Source organism: Aerococcus sp. NPDC058936 (assembly GCF_042741995.1).
Lineage (GTDB): Bacteria > Bacillota > Bacilli > Lactobacillales > Aerococcaceae > Aerococcus.
The window spans coordinates 17,506-36,723 of record NZ_JBHYKZ010000001.1 but is presented as its reverse complement, the minus strand read 5'-3'; the positions used below and the strand labels follow the sequence as shown (position 1 = coordinate 36,723).

The following is a 19,218-nucleotide window of genomic DNA, read 5'->3' as shown; positions in this document are numbered from 1 at the left end:
TTCAACAAGATATCTAAAACTTAAGTGATTACATTGAACTGTGCATTGTACGGTTAATAACATCCATTTGTTGCTCTCTAGTTAATTTGATGAAGTTTACAGCATAACCAGATACACGGATAGTTAATTGTGGATATTCTTCTGGGTGATCCATCGCATCTAATAACGTTTCACGGTTAAACACGTTAACGTTTAAGTGGTGTCCACCTTCTTTAATATATCCGTCTAACATATTCACTAAGTTATCTTTTTGAATTTCTTCATCTTTACCTAATGCTTTTGGAATGATTGAGAATGTATTTGAAATTCCATCTAAAGCATATTCGTAAGGCATCTTAGCAACTGAAAGTAAACTTGCTAACGCCCCATGAGTATCACGTCCGTGCATCGGGTTCGCTCCAGGAGCAAATGGCTCTCCTTCACGACGACCGTCTGGCGTGTTACCAGTTTTCTTACCGTAAACAACGTTTGATGTAATAGTTAAGATTGATGTTGTATGGATAGCATCACGGTATGTTGGATGTTTCTTAACTTTAGTCATGAATGCTTTAAGTAAATCAACACCGATCTCATCGGCACGTTTATCGTTATTACCGTATTGTGGGAATTCACCTTCGATTTCATAATCGACAACTAGACCATTTTCATCACGGATTGTTTTAACTTTTGCATATTTGATTGCTGATAAAGCATCAATTGCAACTGAGAATCCAGCAATACCTGTAGCCATCGTACGTTTTACATTTGTATCATGTAAAGCCATTTCAATACTTTCATAGCTGTATTTATCGTGCATGTAGTGGATAACGTTTAATGAATTGATATACAATCCTGCTAACCATTCTAACATGTCATCATAACGTTCCATCACTTCATCATATTCTAAGTATTCTGAAGTAATTGCTCGATAGCTTGGTCCAACTTGTGCTTTCGACATTTCGTCGACACCACCGTTGATTGCATATAATAATGCTTTTGCTAAGTTCGCGCGCGCACCGAAGAATTGCATTTGTTTACCAACTTCCATCGCTGACACACAACATGCGATGGCATAGTCATCACCGTAAACTGGACGCATAATGTCGTCATTTTCATATTGAATGGCTGATGTGTCAATAGACATCTTCGCAACAAATCGTTTGAAATGAGTTGGTAAGCTTGGTGACCATAACACAGTTAAGTTTGGTTCTGGTGCTGGTCCTAAGTTTGATAATGTATGTAAGAATCTAAATGAGTTTTTAGTTACTAGTGGACGTCCATCTATCCCAACACCACCGATTGCTTCAGTGACCCAAGTTGGATCTCCTGAGAATAATTGGTTGTAATCAGGTGTACGTGAGAATTTAACTAGACGTAATTTCATAACGAAATGGTCAACTAATTCTTGCGCATCTTTTTCTGAAAGCACACCTGTAGCAAGATCACGTTCAATATAGATATCTAGGAATGTAGATGTACGACCTAATGACATTGCTGCCCCATTTTGATCTTTAATTGCCGCTAAGTATCCTAAGTATAACCATTGGAATGCTTCTTGCGCTGTTTCAGCTGGACGAGTTAAATCAAAGCCGTAAATATTACCTAATTCAATTAAATCTTGTAAGGCACGGTATTGTTCACTAACTTCTTCACGTAGACGCATAACTTCTTCGTTCATTTGTCCGTTACCAATATTTGCGAAGTCTTTTTGTTTCTCTTCCATTAAACGGTTTACTCCGTATAATGCAACACGACGGTAATCTCCGATAATACGTCCACGACCGTAAGCATCTGGAAGTCCTGTAATTACTCCTGAACGACGAGCAGCACGCATCTCAGGTGTGTATACATCAAATACACCTTGGTTATGAGTTTTGCGGTACTCTGTAAAGATATGTTCAATTTCTGGATCAATCTTGTAGCCATATGCTTCTGCAGATAGAACAGACATGCGGATTCCACCGAATGGTTGTAAACTACGTTTGAAAGGTTTGTCAGTTTGAACACCCACAACTTTTTCAACGTCTTTGTTCAGGTAACCCGCATCATGTGACGTAATTGTTGATACAACTTTAGTATCCATATCTAGAATGCCACCAGCATCACGTTCTGCTTTTGTTAGTTCCATTACTTGATCCCATAATTGGAAAGTTTCAATCGTTGCACCTTCTAAGAATGAATCATCACCTTCGTATAAAGTATAATTCTCTTGAATAAAATCTCTAACATCAATTGACTCTTGCCATTTAGTCCCTGTAAAACCTTCCCAAGGATTAACATTCATTTTTTCGTTTTTTAATTTTTCCATGGTATCCCCCCCATATAAATTCGAAGCAAACATCTAAACTTGTGATTAATTACACATATGATAAACTATTTTTATACCTAAAGCAATAGGATATAACAATAAGCAATAGGATATAACAATTATTTATGTGAATTTTAGAACATTGTACAAAAATAGCCCCATCGTTAGACAGGACTTTTAAATATTAATTTAATTCGGAATAAAATCACTCGGAATACCTAAAGCAATACGAGCAAAGCTTGAGATGCGAGATAAATCCCAATGCGGTTTAAAGACAACTTTTATATCGATTTCAGTAATTTTATCAAAGTTAGCTAATTGATATCTCACGTCACTATCAATGAAGTCTGCTAAGGGACAACCGGCAGTTGTTAAAGTCATTATGACTTCAACCTTCCCTGCTTCATCCATATCTACTTCATATATTAGGCCTAAGTTCGCAATATCTATGCCTAACTCTGGATCGATGACTCCTGTTAATTGCTCTAGTAACTCTTCTTCGTACTTTAATGCTTCGTTTTTGAATAGAATACCAAATTCTTCATTCATAAAAGATGTTCCTTTCGTTTAAATAATATATTTATTTTATGAATATTGCTTATGAAGTTTTTGTTCGCTAGTATTATGTAATATAGTACGTTTAGTTTATACATAAATAGATTTAATATCAATCGAATTTTATAAGGGGTAAGAAAATGGAAAATCAAGTAGACCTTAATAGACCTGTGAAACAAGTCCTTGATTCACACCCTGAACTTCTCGACATTCTTGTCGATTTAGGCTTTAAACCTTTAGCTAATCCAGCCATGAGACAATCGGTTGGAAAAGTTGTCACACTAAAACAAGGCTGCAAATTAATCAACCTTCCTTTGGAACAATTAGTGAATGAACTACAATGGAACGGCTATACTGTCATCGGAGGTGACGTGAATGAGTAATAATACAGACAATCGCATAGATATATTAGAAGGTATTCTTCTTAAACTGCATCATGGAGCAAATCCTGAATCAGTTCAGGATGAATTTAATGAGCATTTCACGGGTGTGAGTGCCATTGAAATCTCCATGATGGAGCATCAATTAATGTATGGGGATAGTGTGATTACGTTTCAAGATGTTCTTAAGCTATGTAATGTTCACGCGAATCTGTTCAAAGGTACGATTGAAGATGGTAAAGCCCCCGATGCTGATCACCCCGGACACCCCGTAACAGTATTCAAAGAAGAGAATATGGCGTTACGATCTGCCCTGCTACGGATTAACAATATTCTGGATACCTTTGAAGAAATGCCGGTTGAAGAATTGTCTGATGGAATGATTAAAGGACTTAAACGTCAATATGATATCATCGGGCAATTTGATAACCATTACAACCGGAAAGAACATTTATTCTTCCCGGTTATGGAAAGTTACGGCCACGACGCTCCACCAAAAGTTATGTGGGCAAAAGATGATGAGATCCGTGACTTATTCAAACGCGCCTATAAAGCCATGGAAAAATTTCCCGATATTAAATTTTCAAAAGTAAGAGATACGTATGAAGCTTTCCAATTTGAATTCAATGAAATGATTTTTAAAGAAGAAGCTATATTAATTAATATCTTACTTGAAAGTTTCAATCAATTGGATTGGTACAACATCGCCCTGCAAAGCGATAATTACGGCTATGCAATTATTCCTCCTCGCGAAACTTGGGAACCAGAAAACCTGGCAGACTTACTCGAAGAAGATACGAAAAAAGCTGAAGAATTAACAATTCAAGAAGTACCTACACCAACTAAGTCAGTTCAAAAAACAATGAATACAGTGGAAAGTAAAACAATCGAAACACGAAAAATTACCGTTAATGGCGGTCAATTTACCGTTCTTTGGGAACCAGATGAGACGCTTGACTCAAGCAGTAACCAAATCATGAACCCAACAGTGCCTCTTTCGATTGGTGATGGTTACTTGAGCTTAGAACAAATCAAAGTCATCTTTGATTACATCCCAGTGAAAGTTACTTTTGTTGATCAAAATGATATCGTACAATACTTCAATCACAAGAAGGAGTCATCAATATTACCACGACACGCTGAAAACATCGGTGCTAGGGTAGAAGATGTCTATCCAGAAGCAGTCTGGGATACATTAGAACCCATTGTTCAAGCTTTCAAAGATAACACATTAACTGAAGAAAGCTTTTGGTTTGAACATGAATCAGAATTTTTATATATTTCGTATAAAGCACTCTTTAATGAATCCGGGCTATATCAAGGGTTCGTTGAAATAATACAAAACATCCAACCTATCTTAGATATTCAAACGGATAAATGGCGTAATTTACTCCCTCAAAGTAAGGTTGATTTAACACTTAAGGATCCAGCTAATTTAACTCAGGTTAATCACAAACATCAGTTTCAAGCAGAATCACAAGTACTTCAATTTGGTAAAGGACAGTTGGAATTCAACTGGTCTGTAAGCAATGAGACAGTAGTCAATGATCCAAAGGATTTTTCTAGTGAGCAATTGATTAGTATCGGCGAAGGATATTTAAGTTTAAAGCAAGTGAGACTCATTTTGGATTCAATGCCCTTTGAGATTACTTACGTTGACGGCGATCATAAGTTTAAATACTTTAATAATATCGGTCCTTATGACGAGATGTTCTTCCAAAGATCACCTTTAGAAATTGGACGTGACTTAGAATATTGTCACCCAGCTAGAGTTTGGCCAAAGGTTAAACGCTTATCTGAAGACCTTCAAGCACAACGTCGTTTTATTGAACCTATGTGGTTCTCACCTGGGAATAAACTTATTTATATCTTGTATATTGGTGCGCAAGATCAAAATGATAATTATCATGGTATTGTGGAGACCGTTCAGGATGCTTCAATGTATGTTGAATTGGACGGAACAGAGAAACGATTGTATTAAAAAAATCGGTTATTACAAAAAATGTAATAACCGATTTTTTCTATTCAAACTCAGCCGACGTTTGTTTTTTATCAACTGTTCTACTTCATCGTAATACACATTGTTTGTTGTATTCTAAAAGTGGTCCATTATTCAGCAAGTTGCCGTTGAAAATGGGGCCACTTATTTTTATGCTTACCATACATGATTAAATGGATGGAGGCAGAAGGAGTGATTAGGAGAATGAAACAATTTGATGTTATCTCAAGATATCGCCAAGGTGAGTCCTATCGGCATATCGCAAGAGAGTTAGGAATCTATCGCAAGACGGTGAAGGCCATTTGTGATCGATATAAGAAAGGCATTAACGCTTTGAATTCCAGTAAGAGTGAACAAGAAGTGGAAGAAGCAACCGAACAGCTTGTTTTAACTCGGTCGTATGACAAGTTCCAAGCGAAGAGCACGGGCGTATACTCCTGCAGTAGAAGCACGGATGAAAGAATTATATCAACAAGAATTGAAAAAGAATAAACGGTTAGGCCCGCATAAACAAGCATTAACCGCGATCGCTGTGCATGAGCTTCTCGCTGAAGAAGGTCATCCCATTGGTTACCGTACCGTCCGCCCTTTGAATTAGCCGAAATGGTTCAATGCCGCGTCAATAAATATAGTATTATCCAGTATGAAACCAATGCTTATTCGGTCCCCGATTATTTGGTGGGGCATACCGTGCAATTAAAAGTGTATCCGGAGTATTTTGTGGTTTTCTGCCAACCACGAGGAAGTCTGTCGGCATAAAAAAATAGAGGGTTCTCATCAGTATCAGCTTGACATATACCACTACCTCAAGACGCTGATGAAAAAACCGGGAGCGTTAAAACACTCCTTGGTGCTCAAACACTCGCCCGATTTGAAAGCCCACTATGCCTTATATTATAAAGAAAATCCTCGTGAATTCCTAGATAAATTAGACCAGTACCAAGCCTTGCCCAAGGAGCAATTAATGGAACAGCTTTCCCAGAATGTCCCGGATCGAAAGTCGGCTTCCCTTTCTCAAGAAGCCGAAGCCATTACAGAGGCCATTGAAGCGGATTGGAGCGTGTGAAGTAATGACGATTGAAGAAGCAGCTAGAGAATTAAAATTGGCCTATATTTGTGAACATTCCCAAAGTTACCTAAAAGAAGCCAACCAGCAAAGATTAAACTTAGATGAAGCCTTAAAAGAATTATTGTGGGAAGAGGTCACGCAACGACGTGAGCGGAGTCATCAACGCCGAATCAACCAGGCGAAGTTTTATCAGAAGAAGTATCTAGCAGATTTTGATGACAGCGTATTTGAAGAACAGCCGCGCAAGCAGCTACGTGAGTTAACCTCACTGGAATTTATTAAACGGAAAGAAAATGCGATCTTAATTGGGAATCAAGGCACCGGCAAGACGCATTTTAGTATTGGGATTGGTATAGAAGCCTGTTTACAAGGTATGAGTGTTCAGTTCGTTAATGCGCCTAACTTAGTGATTCAATTGAAAGAAGCGGTCAACCAGAGTCAGTTTGTCCGTTTTAAACGCCGTTTTGAAAGTGTTGATTTGGTTATTATCGATTAATTAGGCTACTTGTCTTTTGATGAAGCGGGACGCTTAGCTCTTATTCAATTTACTATCGAACCGGAACGATGAAGGATCGATTATGATCACCACTAACTTAGCCTTTGATCGATGGCCGGAATGTTTTAAAGATGCCACTTTAACCGACGCTCTCGTGGACCGATTAGCCTATCAAGCGAATGTCATTAATATGAGAGGAGAAAGTTACCGCATTAAACAAACGAGCTCATGGATTGATTCCATGACTCAAGGATAAATTGCCGTAGAGTGGTCCATTTTTGAATAGCAAGGTGGACCATTTTTCAGTTGACATTTACAGATTCACCACCTCTCTAATTTTGTCTCTTGAATGCCCCGTACTGGAAGAGATTGTTCGTTGAGAAATCCCTTGTAGATGCATTTCAAGAATCTTATGATAATTGATCATAAAAATAACCTCCTGTAACTTATTTGGGTTCTTTTACAAATAGTGTTGGTAAATAATTTCAAATATCAAAAAAGCCACCCTAGCCGGATGACTTGCTATTCGGGCTCTTCATCTACCCAGTGATATAGGAAGAACATGTAGCCCCAAAATTTTTTAATTTCTTTAAATCCAGCTTGACGATTGGCTTGCCACCAAGTCACTTCCTCGCCGCCAACATCATGATAGGTAGCGACGTATGTTAAGTCGAATCCGTAATGGCGATTTTGCCGTTCGTAAATCATTTTTGTCCGTAACATATGGTAGTCAGATGAAGTAACAATGGCTGAATCATAACCCATTTCTTGCATCATCTTCAAGGTGTTTCGTGCGTTGGTATAGGTGGACGTTGCATTTGCTTCGTTAATTAAAGCATCACTTGGTGCGCCCGCCCCCACGTAAAAAGTAAAGTTTGACTGGGTTAGTGGACTTACGATAATTTTTCCTGACCGTGAATAGCCAGCTTCAAGCAAATCAACTGCTTCACCAGCTCGCTCACTAGCACCTTCTGGTACAACAATAATATCCGATACTTTCGGTTCCTCATCAACAATGAGGTTACTGATGGTAATCACACACACTAAACCTACAGCGATACCCATGCCGGCAAAAAAGCTTGCAAGTCGAACAAGATTATTTCCTTTCATCTACATTCCCCATTTTGATAAGCATTTTCCTTTTGTCTTATCTTACCATATGGAAATCATCGAATGAAAAGAAAGGCGTCATTTTCAAAAATCAAATATAATCGTATTTTTATGTTTCCTAGCTAGAGAGGTAATATCCCTTTGAATGATTTCAGTAAATTGGTCCTCAAATTTAAACATATCGATTGGCTGTTGATTCAGGTCAGCGTCTTCAATATATGCTTTTAGCCGTTTTTGTACTTGCTTCATTTCAAAATCGATTTCATCAGGATGCTCAGCACTCGCAACTGCATAGCAAAATTCATCAATTGGCAGGTCTTCACAGATATCAATAATGTTTAATAACCGTTCTTCATAATTGAGAAGTTTTGGTATATCACAAATTTTTGTAATCACCGGTAATATCACAATTCGCGCTTGTTCCAAGATATCTTCAACAATCACCGTATCCCCCGGTTGAATAAAAATATATTCCACACCGGGTAAGTTTGGAACTTCAACATCTTCATAATGTGCAGCGAGAACTTCATAGCCCGCCATAGAAAATTGTTCTACCGCCTGACGGCCAATCTCGTTCGTTGCACCGATAATCGCTACTTTATCCATTTTCTCCACCAAAATTTCCTTATAAAAATAAATGTCACTCACCAACTGTTACTGATCTTCATATCAATAAATCTACAATCATGTTCTGTATTTCAATAAATATTAAAACAACATCCCATAGAATGTATCCTGACTAAAAATACAAAATAACAATAACATACCTTTTGCGCTTTTTCTCTTCATAACCGTGAATGTAAGACAGATATTTGAAAAAAGTTATTCACACAAACATTGGCAAAACGAGATTACATATTTTATTTGGAAATCCTCCCTCAGTTTAGAATATAAAGATACAAATTTGCTAGCAATTATATATTATATTGTGTTTCTTGATCAATTTATATTGCTAAATAAACTTTGTATCCCCTTTCATTATATACGTAGATAAGACTAAAAAGGTAAGATTTTTCATATTCATCAAAGATTAGTTGTCAATGTGGGGTTAATATAATCTATACATAATTTATTCAATACAATTATGTTTTTTGGAAATCTTGTGATGTATAGTAATTTGGTGTTCGGAAACTAAGTAGATAAAATTTTCTTTCACTAATACAAAAGTATCTGTGAAGGTTCTTATCGTTAATCGGGTCTGATCCCTTTTTAACCTCTTAAAAACTTGTTGAATGAGCCCCCCATTTTTATTGTAATAGTATCTTATGCCTCCCATTCCATCCTTCATCACGGAAAGGATTTGCACTTTATTCGTAATAGATAACACCAGTGCATGATACCTTGATGTAACCACTATTTCCGCATGGAGCATTATATGAAGTACATCTTTACTGACAATCAAAATTATTTAAATAAATATGTAAAAATTCACTATAATCTATACAGTCTTATTTATGTCTATCTTATATCACCTATTTAATCTTAAAAATTTAATTGTATCAATATATGACATTATTTCATAGTAAGCACAAATAAAAGACAAAGCTTTTTGTTGCTTTGTCTTTTATTTTACATTCATATATTTCTTAATCCTTAGTTACTAATTCAACGGTGAATCAATTTTCTCAGGAATTTCTTGCCCTGCATAGAAGTCATAGGCTGCTTGTAATGCTAATCGCCCCATTTCATCCGGCTGTTGCGCAATTGTAGCTGCTAATTAACCATCTTCAACTGCTTTAATACCACCTTCAGTCCCATCAAAACTGACAACTGTAATTTGATTTTATAATCCAGCACCTTGGATCGCTTCAATTGCCCCTAATGCCATCTCATCATTCTGTGCAAATAGAGCTTGGACATCGCTATTTCCTTGTAGCATATTTTCCATTACAGTTAACCCTTCAGCTCGGTCAAAATTAGCCGTTTGACTATCTAATACATTCAAACTGGTTTCAGCAACATTCATAAACCCTTCACCACGTTCATTCGTAGCTGAAGCGCCAGGCACACCTTCTAATTGCAATGTACTTGCATTCTCGCCAACCTGGTCTACGATGTATTGTGCTGCTATCTCGCCACTAGCAACGTCATCTGAAGCTACTAAAGTCACATACTCACCTGCGTCAGTTGCCCGGTCGACCATAATAACTGGAATGCCCACACTATTAGCAGCTTCAACAGCTGGCGTAATAGCAGCAGAATCTACTGGGTTGATTAATAACACATCAAAACCCTGTTGGATTAAATCATCCACACCATTGGATTGTTTAGCGGAACAATCTTGCGCATCAACTGAGATGACCTGGGTCCCATTTTCAGTTGCCAGTGTATTTACCCCATCTTCCAATGACACGAAAAATGGGTTGGACAATGTTGAAACTGACAGTCCCACAGTAATTTCAGCTGGCTCCATATTTTCAACCACTGCCTCATCTGCACCACCCGGCGCTTCTAGTGAAAAAGCTGGCGCACAACCTACCAGTAGTAGTATTTATAAAATTAATGTTAAAACTACTTTCTTCATTGATTTCGACTCCTTTATTTACGACGGTCAATTAACACAGCGATGATAATAACAATACCTTTCACAATTTGTTGGTAGAAAGTTGAAAGCCCCAAAAGGTTTAGACCATTCTTTAATGTCCCAATAATTAAAGCACCAATCAAGGTCCCAAAAATTCGTCCCTTACCACCAGACATACTACTACCACCTGAAACAACAGAAGCAATAGCATCCATCTCGTAAGATTCACCCGCAGTAGGTTGTGCTGAATTTAATCGCGAGGTTAAATTAATCCCTGCAAGTGAAGCTAAGACAACTGAAATACTATAAACAAAGATTCTAATTTTATTGCTCTTCACACTGGCAATAAATGATGCTTTCTCATTACCACCAATCGCAACCGTTTTACGTCCAAAGCTCATTTTATGCAGTAACACAAATAAAAGCGCAAACACGACTAAGGTAATCACAATTGGGAATGGAATACCGAAGAAGTACCTTCTACCCATAAATTAGAAAATAAAAGTCTCATCTAACCCGATAATCGGTTTACCATCGGTCAGCACTAAAGTGGCCCCCCGGGAAATAGTCATCGTTGCTAGGGTTATATAATAAATAGTGTTGGTGAGATTCAATTGAGTCTCATCGGCACTATTTTTGTGTACGACGAATTTACAATTTAAGTGCAATAACAATAATAAAATAAAAAAAGATCCATAGTTTTCCTATAAAATAGATGTACCAACCAACTATTAGAAGGAGAAAGCTATGAATCCATACACACATCTTACCATGAATGAGCTAGAAACAATCTTCCTAATGTATGAACAAGACGAAACTATCGTGCATATATCCGAGACCCTGGACCGTTCTAAATCGACTATCTCAAGAGAATTACCTCGTAATTCAAACATGGATGGCAGTTATTCACCGTCAACTACTCAAGGAGAGTATAACCGTAGAAAACAACTATGTGGCAGACATCGTACGCTAGATAAAGACTCTATTTTCCAGTTGGTCAAAAGACTATTTATCAACGAACAATGGTCTCCAGAGCAAATTTCTGGTCGTTTGAACCTTGAAAATTCCAAAAATAAAATCAGTTATAATACTATCTATCGTGCAATTTATCGTGGCGACTTCGATGAGCCTAGTTTATCAACCGGTAATCGAGGCGCTATCCGTAAATTAAGATACAGAGGTAAAACACGCCCTTCTAAAAATCACGTAGAGAGAAGAGGAAAGATCCCTATCTCCAATACGACTCATGAACGACCAGATAGCGCTAATGAACGAACTGAGATTGGTCATTGGGAAGCAGATACAGTTGCAGGTCAAACTGGTAAAGCGTGCTTAGTAACGCTAGTTGATAGAAAATCTAGGTTATTACTAATCGGTAAATCTGAGAAGAAAGCTTCTAAGCCGGTAGTTGACCAAATAATTAAATTACTACAAGGTATTGATTCTAATTTTTGTAAAACCAATACACCTTACCGTGGTAAAGAATTCAGTCAACACGCCCGATTGACTGAGGGATTAAATAATACGCAAATTTATTTTCCAGATCCTCATGCCCCTTGCCTAGAGGATCTAAAGAGAATACAAATGGACTCCTTAGAGAGTACTCACCGAAAGGTGTTGATTTGACAGATGCAACTGATGAAGAGATACAAGGTTGGGCAACGAAATTAAATACACGTCCCAAAAAATGTTTGAATTGGAAAACCCCTTATGAAATCTTTTATAAAACTGTGTTGCACTTAATTTGACAATTTAAGCTATAAAAAAAACAAAAGTAAGAATTATTTTGATTTAATTCAAAATAATTCTAATAAAATTCTTCCTTAACACTTTATTTTTGAATATTTTTCCACTTTTGATCTTTCTCAGATAAATTTAATAGGGTGCCGTCTAACATTTTATACTTAGAAGCATTAGCATCACCAGGATAATTACCAACTACTTCAGGCCATTCAACTCCAATAGTTGGATCATTCCAAGCCAACCCGCCTTCATCGCCAGGATGATAAAAGTCAGTAACTTTATATTGAAATACAGCTTCATCACTTAACACCAAAAATCCATGTGCAAAGCCTTCGGAAATATAGAATTGTTTGAAGTTATCTTCCGTTAATTCAATACCAAACCATTTACCATACGTATCACTACCTGGTCTTAAATCAACCGCTACATCAAAAACCTTTCCTTTAGTAACACGTACAAGTTTACCTTGTGGAAATTCCTTTTGAAAATGAAGACCACGTAAAACTCCTTTGGAACTTTTAGATTGATTATCTTGGACAAATACCATATCTAACCCGGCTTCATGCATATCTTGTTGATTATAAGTTTCTACAAAATAACCTCTATCATCACCAAACACTGCTGGCTCAATTACATATAAACCTTTTATAGGACTTTCTGTTACTTTAATTTTTCCCATTACAATTCTCCTTCAACATGTTTTAAATCATTTAAATATCGTTTTAAAGCATCTTGCCAAACAGGTAAGGTGTTAAAATTATTTTCAGTTAATTTAGATGTATCTAAACGACTATTAAGTGGTCTAGCAGCTTTAGAAACACCATACTCTTCAGTCGTTACAGGAACAACCTCTACTGAAATATCAGCTATTTTATATATCTCTTTAGTAAATTCGTACCAAGAAATAAAATCTCCTTCATTTCTTGCATGATATGTACCATATTTTTCACTCTTAATCATATCTACAAGTAATTTTGCAAGATCAAAAGTATACGTTGGGGAACCAATTTGATCGTTAACAACTGTAACTTTTTTGTGATTTTTTCCTACCCTTAGCATTGTCTTAACGAAGTTAGAACCATTAATTCCAAAAACCCAAGATATACGAACAATGAAATATTTTTCAAGTGTTTCTCTTACTATTTTTTCACCTGCAAGCTTGCTAGCGCCATAAACGCTTGTCGGAGCATAACTTTTATTATCAGGATAATAAGGCTCTACTCCCATCCCATCAAATACATAATCAGTACTAATATATACAAATTTAGCATCTACAAATTTAGCCGCACTAGTTAGATTTTTAGTTCCTTTTTCATTTATTTTAAAAACCTCTTCTTTATTATCCTCAGCAGCATCCACAGCAGTCCATGCAGCACAATGTATAATAGCATCCGGTTTTAGTGCTTGCACTATTTTATTTACTTCATATTCGTCACTTATATCCATTGAGATATAAGGGGCATTGGTTACTTCTTCATCAACAATTAAACTTTCAAATTTAGTTCTACGTCCAGTTCCAATAGCTTCAAATCCTTGTTTAATCAAAGATTTCATCACATCAAATCCTAGTTGACCAGTTACACCTGTTACCAAAACCTTCATAAATTACCTCCGTATTAATGACTACTATACATTTCTTTATAATAGTTTTGATATTCGCCAGAAATTATTTCTTCCCACCAATCTTGGTTATCCAAATACCACTGTATTGTTTTTTGTATTCCTGTTTCAAAGTTAGTTTTAGGTAACCAACCTAGTTCATTATGGATTTTAGTTGGGTCAATAGCGTATCGCCTATCATGTCCTTTTCTATCATTAACATAAGTTATTAAGCTTTCAGGTTTGTCTAAAGTTTTACAAATTAATTTTACAATATCAATATTCGCCATTTCATTATGACCACCAACGTTGTAAACCTCACCAACTTCACCATTGTGAATAATTAAATCAATAGCTTCACAATGGTCTTCCACATACAACCAGTCACGGACATTTTGTCCATCACCATATACTGGTAGGGGTTTATCATTTAATGCGTTAATAATCATTAAAGGAATTAATTTTTCTGGAAAATGATAAGGGCCATAATTATTCGAACATCTACTAATTGTAACTGGCAACCCAAATGTTCGATTATAAGCATGCACAAATAGGTCTGCAGATGCTTTTGAACTACTATAAGGTGAACTAGTTTTCAGTGGGGTTTCCTCTGTAAAAAGTAATTCTGGTTGATCCAATGGTAAGTCGCCATATACTTCATCAGTCGATACTTGATGGTATCTTTTTACATTATATTTAATACTTGCATCCATCAAAACTAATGTTCCAGAAACATTAGTATCAACAAAAATTTCTGGATTTTCAATTGATCGATCGACGTGGCTTTCTGCTGCAAAATTCACTACAATATCCGGATGAATTTTTTCAAATAAAGCAAATACTGCCTTTCGGTCCGAAATATCTACTTTATGAAAAGAAAATTTATCATTTTTAAAAGCTTCTTCTAATGTACTTAAGTTACCAGCATAAGTTAAGTTATCTACGCAAACAATTTCATAATCTGGATATTTATTTAACATATGGTAAACAAAATTAGAACCAATAAACCCTGCTCCACCTGTAACAATAATTTTCATATTCAAACTCTCCTATTTCAATTCTTCTGCAATTCTTAATAAATATTGACCATAAGCATTTTTCTTTAATGGTTGAGCTAAAGAAATCAATTGTTCCTTATCAATATAACCCATTCTATATGAAATTTCTTCTAGACAAGCAACTTTTAAATTTTGACGTTTTTCAATTGTTTCAATAAATGTACTAGCTTCTAATAGAGACTCATGAGTTCCTGTATCTAACCATGCAAAACCTCGATCCATAATTTTAACTTCTAATGTTCCTAACTTCAAATATTCATTGTTTAAATCTGTAATTTCAAGTTCTCCTCTAGCTGAAGGTTTGATTTTTTTAGCAAGGTCAACAACTTTATTATCGTAAAAATAAAGGCCTGTAACTGCATAATTACTCTTCGGATGATCTGGTTTTTCTTCAATTGAAATTGCTTTCATACTTTCATTAAAATCTACAACTCCAAAACGTTCAGGGTCAGTAACATGGTATCCAAATACCGTGGCTCCATTTTCTTTGGAAGCCGCATCTTGAACCATCGCAGATAGACCGCTACCGTAAAAAATATTATCTCCTAGAACTAACGCTACAGAGTCATCACCAATAAAATCTTCGCCTATGATAAATGCTTCTGCTAAACCATTAGGTTCATCTTGAACTTTATATTCAAATCGAATACCTAGGTCACTACCATCCCCTAATAACTGTTCAAACCTTTGTGTGTCTTGAGGAGTTGAAATAATTAAAATTTCATTAATACCTGCCAACATAAGAAGTGATAATGGGTAGTAAATCATTGGTTTATCATATACAGGTAATAATTGTTTGGATACAGAACGTGTTAAAGGATACAAGCGAGTACCGCTTCCCCCTGCTAAAATAATTCCTTTCATACTGCTACAACTCCTCTATTATTTTATAAATTTCTTTAAAATTGGTTAAAACTTTGTTTTGTAAAATATCGGTATTATCACTTAACTCCTTCTCAGAAATTGAAAATGTTTTCTCAACTGCCTCTTCTATATTATCATAGTCCACTGCATATAATTGATCTGATACAGAGAAAGTTCTCAAAAAACTAGATAATTTATTTACCCTATTATCCAAACCAATAGTTCTAATACCATATGATAATGCAGTAATGTTTCCATGCAAACTTGTACCGATAAACATATCTGAATTTGAAATGATAAACATAATATCGTATATATTTCTGTCAATTATATTTTCAGTTTCAACTTTATTTTTTATCAAGTTATAAATTTTTTCTAATGCAACTAAATCATCATGTCCAGCGGCTATTCCTAATGGTAACAGTATAATTTTTTTATTGTATTTCTTACTAATTTGTATCAGTTGTTTAGCTATTATTTCTTCATTTCCTAGTGCAAAAAAATTACCAATTTGGAAACAGAAATATTCTTCATTCTTATAGCTATCGTGTTTAATTCTAAAATCATTTGATAGATAATGTTCAAAATTGTCAGAATTAAAATATTTTGACATAATAATAGCAGAATCTGGACTAAGCATTACATTTTTAACACCTATATCTTCAATATTCTTTTTCGTTGAATTATCTCTAACAGAAACGTAGTCCGCATTATTCAACATATCTGTAATATATTCCAAATCTTTTCTATCTTTATTTGTAAATGTGTTTCCTCCAACCGAATTATAAATAATTTTAGTGTTCTTCACCAAGTTTTTATCAATAATCCAAGGGAATTTACTTTTACCTTTTAGTTTTTTTCTAGAGTAGTTATTTCCAAATTTTCTTCCAAGAATTTTGTAGGCAAATCTATATATATATTGTTCTTTTTGTGAATCTATCAAATTTAAATGCATTGCAATCCAATCTGCATCTATTATTTCACCACCCACAACAATACTTGTGTCTAAATTTTTCTCGTACATTTCTCGAATTGAATGTGTTTCAAGGCCACCAATTCCTTTTAAATTTGCATTTATTAAAGAAAAATATGTATATTCAAAATTATTTGTAAAAGAGTTTAAAGCTTTTTCAACAATAATTGGAAATAAAATATCCCCATAGTTATCCCTATCAAATGCCCCAATGAGACCAATTTTTTTCATAAAATTTCTCCTTATCTTAAAAAACTTGTTGAGTATTTAACAATATTTATTAATAACCTTCTATTAATTACAACTATACAAAGAAAAATTAACGTTTGAACTATATATACATACATTGATTCTAAATAAAATAATGAAAATCCTTGAATTATAATTAAGACATTATTAAAAACAAATCTTTGAATGTTAATATCAATTTTCACTATTTTTCTTGTGTCAAACAAACGTAAGATTAACATTGCTCCAAACCCAAAAGCCGTACTAACCCCTGCGCCAATTGTTCCAAATATTGGTATAAATATTAAACTAGAAAACACTGAAAAAATTGCCCCATACACTGATGTAGTAAAAGCTCCTTTAGTTTGTTTAGAAGCAGTGTAGTTCATTCCAAGAAATGTAGACAAGCTTTGATAAATGACACCTACAAGTAGAGGCGGAATTATCATCCAACTTTCGTAATAGTTTTCCGCTACAAAAATATCCATTATTGGTTTAATAAAAATCAATAACAATGAAGAAGCAATAAACAAAATTGAAGAATATATTTCGAATATTTTTCCGTAAAATTTTTCTCTATCGTTTGAATTATATTCTTCAAATGACGATATTTGCCAAGCCTGAGAAAAAATTGTATTTATCAAAGAAATTATAGATGGGATTTTATTAGCTACTGCAAATAAGCCATTTCCTTCAGTACCTACAAAATACAAAATAAAATATCTTGTTGAACTATTGATAAGCCACCACATTGAGCTATTTGGTATTAGTGGTATAGAAAAATGAATCATTTCTTTTAATTGGGCTTTACTACCTTTTAAATTATTTACATTTATAAATTCTTTTGCAGAAATTAGTAGGTAAATATTAGAAATTACTAATGAAAGAATCATCGATAAAAGATATCCTGCAACTTCTAATCCCCCGAATACAAGAAATATTATATTCAAAATAACTGTTACAAATGTCGTAATAACACCATTAAATGCAAATTGTTTTACACGCCCGATTCCTCTGACAAACTGTGAAAACAGTGAATTTAAAATTGAGTTATACAACAATAAAGAAAAATAGAAAGAATAATTTATTTTTACATTCAAAACCTTTAAAGAAATAACAGCAAAAACAATAAATAACAAAAGTCCTAACGAAAATAGAATCATGTTATTAAATATTTTTTTCCTGTTTCTAAAATCCGTGTTTTCTATGCTATATCGAATAATTGCCTGGCCTATTTCCATACTCAACAACGGAACCAACAGACTAACCGTGGTAGTTATCAAGTCAACTGATCCGTATTGATTTGGATTAAGATAATTAGTATATAACGGTACCATCAGGAAAGTAATTATCTTGCTACCAAAATTTGCGATAGTGAAAATAAAGGAATTGCTTAATAGTTTTTTGTATCTATCCATATTGCAACTCCAATCTATATTGCATTAAATAATATATCGAACATTAGTAAGATTTTTTTTGAAATGTTCTTGGGGTAAATAGTTTTTGTGGATAGTAATTTGAGTTTTGATCTAAAATTGTGTTTATAACTAATATACCATTCTAGAATTTCATTATCCTCTTTAGTTAAATAATTTGAATACCCTTCTTTTAACTCCTGAGCTTGAAGGTTTTTCTTGTCATCTTTATTGACCAATTTAAGAAACCGGTATTGAATTTTATCCAATAAATTAATTTTAACCCCTACAACATTCTGAGTATGCTGCCTATATAAAATGTAAGGATCATTATCGCTATATATCCTAGCATTTGTACCCAATGCTATTTGATACACCCATGAATCGTGCATATATAATTCTCTAGGGAAGAACTTGTTCACAAGTGCCAATAATTCTTGATTAAATACCATGGTAGCACCCTGAGCATTATTTCTAAATAATGCTGCTCCAAATGTCAATATATCACCCACTGTATTTTCCCCAATTTTTTTTAATTCATCATTTACCAAGGTTGCTGATCCAATATATAGAGACGGTTTAGAATTTCCTTTTAATTTACTTACAGCGGTCTTTAATTTATTTGGTAGCCAAAAATCATCTTGATCACAAAAAGCGTAATATTTAAAATTTAATGATTTTGCTTCTGAAAGTAAATTTATGAAACTTTTTGCAGGTTTTAAATTTTCACCACTATATATTTTGATATCTAGCTTATTTCTCCATGACTTCAATATTTCTACAGTTCTGTCTGTTGATCCATCGTCTCTGACTAATAATGAAGCTGTAACATCATTTTGATTATAAAGGCTATTTAATAATGTTTCTAAATCCTTCTCTCCATTGTAAGTAGACATTAAAATTAATATTTTTTCCATC

16 protein-coding genes and 5 pseudogenes are annotated in these 19,218 nt (G+C 34.6%); 8 read left to right on the top strand and 13 right to left on the bottom strand.

The window, feature by feature from the left end:
• Window positions 1-28 precede the first annotated feature (28 nt).
• Both pflB and ACFW0C_RS00195 read right to left on the bottom strand, forming a co-directional pair.
• The gene (gene pflB, locus ACFW0C_RS00200) at window positions 29-2,287 is read right to left on the bottom strand and encodes a formate C-acetyltransferase (protein ID WP_378104329.1); all 2,259 of its coding nucleotides are present in this window, start codon (window positions 2,285-2,287) and stop codon (window positions 29-31) included.
• Window positions 2,288-2,476: 189 nt separating this feature from the next.
• On the bottom strand, window positions 2,477-2,836 hold the full coding sequence (locus ACFW0C_RS00195; RefSeq protein WP_378104328.1) for a metal-sulfur cluster assembly factor: 360 nt from the start codon (window positions 2,834-2,836) through the stop codon (window positions 2,477-2,479).
• Window positions 2,837-2,982: 146 nt separating this feature from the next.
• On the opposite strand from ACFW0C_RS00195, the gene ACFW0C_RS00190 reads away from it, so the two are divergent.
• From ACFW0C_RS00190 to ACFW0C_RS00160, 7 genes and pseudogenes are all read left to right on the top strand, one after another.
• The gene (locus ACFW0C_RS00190; RefSeq protein ID WP_003142510.1) at window positions 2,983-3,225 is read left to right on the top strand and encodes a DUF1858 domain-containing protein; all 243 of its coding nucleotides are present in this window, start codon (window positions 2,983-2,985) and stop codon (window positions 3,223-3,225) included.
• Complete coding sequence (locus ACFW0C_RS00185) at window positions 3,218-5,203, top strand: DUF438 domain-containing protein (RefSeq protein WP_378104326.1); 1,986 nt, start codon at window positions 3,218-3,220, stop codon at window positions 5,201-5,203. Before ACFW0C_RS00190 ends, ACFW0C_RS00185 begins: the two co-directional genes overlap by 8 nt.
• 210 nt (window positions 5,204-5,413) lie before the next feature.
• Window positions 5,414-5,713 (top strand): helix-turn-helix domain-containing protein, encoded by a 300-nt coding sequence (locus tag ACFW0C_RS00180; RefSeq protein WP_378104325.1) that lies wholly within the window; start codon window positions 5,414-5,416, stop codon window positions 5,711-5,713.
• Between the two features lie 90 nt (window positions 5,714-5,803).
• Window positions 5,804-5,980, top strand: a pseudogene (locus tag ACFW0C_RS00175) (hypothetical protein); the annotation flags it as partial.
• Between the two features lie 58 nt (window positions 5,981-6,038).
• Complete coding sequence (locus tag ACFW0C_RS00170) at window positions 6,039-6,287, top strand: hypothetical protein (RefSeq protein WP_378104323.1); 249 nt, start codon at window positions 6,039-6,041, stop codon at window positions 6,285-6,287.
• A 4-nt stretch (window positions 6,288-6,291) separates the two neighbouring features.
• A complete protein-coding gene (locus tag ACFW0C_RS00165; RefSeq protein ID WP_378104322.1) occupies window positions 6,292-6,786 on the top strand; it encodes an ATP-binding protein in 495 nt (164 codons plus the stop codon).
• Window positions 6,787-6,835: 49 nt separating this feature from the next.
• Window positions 6,836-7,042 (top strand): annotated as a pseudogene (locus ACFW0C_RS00160) (ATP-binding protein); the annotation flags it as partial.
• A gap of 266 nt (window positions 7,043-7,308) precedes the next feature.
• Here the strand turns inward: ACFW0C_RS00160 and ACFW0C_RS00155 are convergent.
• From ACFW0C_RS00155 to rbsC, 4 genes and pseudogenes are all read right to left on the bottom strand, one after another.
• Complete coding sequence (locus ACFW0C_RS00155; RefSeq protein WP_378104320.1) at window positions 7,309-7,896, bottom strand: YdcF family protein; 588 nt, start codon at window positions 7,894-7,896, stop codon at window positions 7,309-7,311.
• Window positions 7,897-7,980: 84 nt separating this feature from the next.
• Window positions 7,981-8,502: a hypothetical protein gene (locus tag ACFW0C_RS00150; protein WP_378104319.1), complete on the bottom strand. Its 522-nt coding sequence runs from the start codon at window positions 8,500-8,502 to the stop codon at window positions 7,981-7,983.
• A gap of 994 nt (window positions 8,503-9,496) precedes the next feature.
• A pseudogene (locus ACFW0C_RS00145) lies at window positions 9,497-10,387 on the bottom strand (substrate-binding domain-containing protein).
• A 47-nt stretch (window positions 10,388-10,434) separates the two neighbouring features.
• Window positions 10,435-11,013: pseudogene (gene rbsC / locus ACFW0C_RS00140) on the bottom strand (ribose ABC transporter permease); the annotation flags it as partial.
• A gap of 154 nt (window positions 11,014-11,167) precedes the next feature.
• Here rbsC and ACFW0C_RS00135 point away from each other — a divergent pair.
• Window positions 11,168-12,168, top strand: a pseudogene (locus ACFW0C_RS00135) (IS30 family transposase).
• Window positions 12,169-12,251: 83 nt separating this feature from the next.
• Here ACFW0C_RS00135 and rfbC read toward each other — a convergent pair.
• The 7 genes from rfbC to ACFW0C_RS00100 are packed head-to-tail and all read right to left on the bottom strand — an operon-like array spanning window position 12,252 to window position 19,217.
• Entirely contained in the window at window positions 12,252-12,842 is a 591-nt protein-coding gene (gene rfbC, locus ACFW0C_RS00130; protein ID WP_378104316.1) for a dTDP-4-dehydrorhamnose 3,5-epimerase, read from the bottom strand.
• Complete coding sequence (gene rfbD, locus ACFW0C_RS00125; RefSeq protein WP_378104314.1) at window positions 12,842-13,765, bottom strand: dTDP-4-dehydrorhamnose reductase; 924 nt, start codon at window positions 13,763-13,765, stop codon at window positions 12,842-12,844. The genes rfbC and rfbD overlap by 1 nt, the downstream gene beginning before the upstream one ends.
• A 14-nt stretch (window positions 13,766-13,779) precedes the next feature.
• The gene (gene rfbB / locus ACFW0C_RS00120) at window positions 13,780-14,799 is read right to left on the bottom strand and encodes a dTDP-glucose 4,6-dehydratase (protein ID WP_378104313.1); all 1,020 of its coding nucleotides are present in this window, start codon (window positions 14,797-14,799) and stop codon (window positions 13,780-13,782) included.
• A 12-nt stretch (window positions 14,800-14,811) separates the two neighbouring features.
• Complete coding sequence (rfbA, locus tag ACFW0C_RS00115; RefSeq protein ID WP_378104311.1) at window positions 14,812-15,684, bottom strand: glucose-1-phosphate thymidylyltransferase RfbA; 873 nt, start codon at window positions 15,682-15,684, stop codon at window positions 14,812-14,814.
• Between the two features lie 4 nt (window positions 15,685-15,688).
• Complete coding sequence (locus ACFW0C_RS00110; RefSeq protein ID WP_378104309.1) at window positions 15,689-16,888, bottom strand: polysaccharide pyruvyl transferase family protein; 1,200 nt, start codon at window positions 16,886-16,888, stop codon at window positions 15,689-15,691.
• Window positions 16,889-16,899: 11 nt separating this feature from the next.
• Entirely contained in the window at window positions 16,900-18,303 is a 1,404-nt protein-coding gene (locus ACFW0C_RS00105) for a lipopolysaccharide biosynthesis protein (RefSeq protein ID WP_378104308.1), read from the bottom strand.
• Between the two features lie 14 nt (window positions 18,304-18,317).
• Window positions 18,318-19,217, bottom strand: a complete 900-nt coding sequence (locus ACFW0C_RS00100) for a glycosyltransferase (RefSeq protein ID WP_378104305.1) — start codon at window positions 19,215-19,217, stop codon at window positions 18,318-18,320.
• Window position 19,218: the final 1 nt, after the last annotated feature.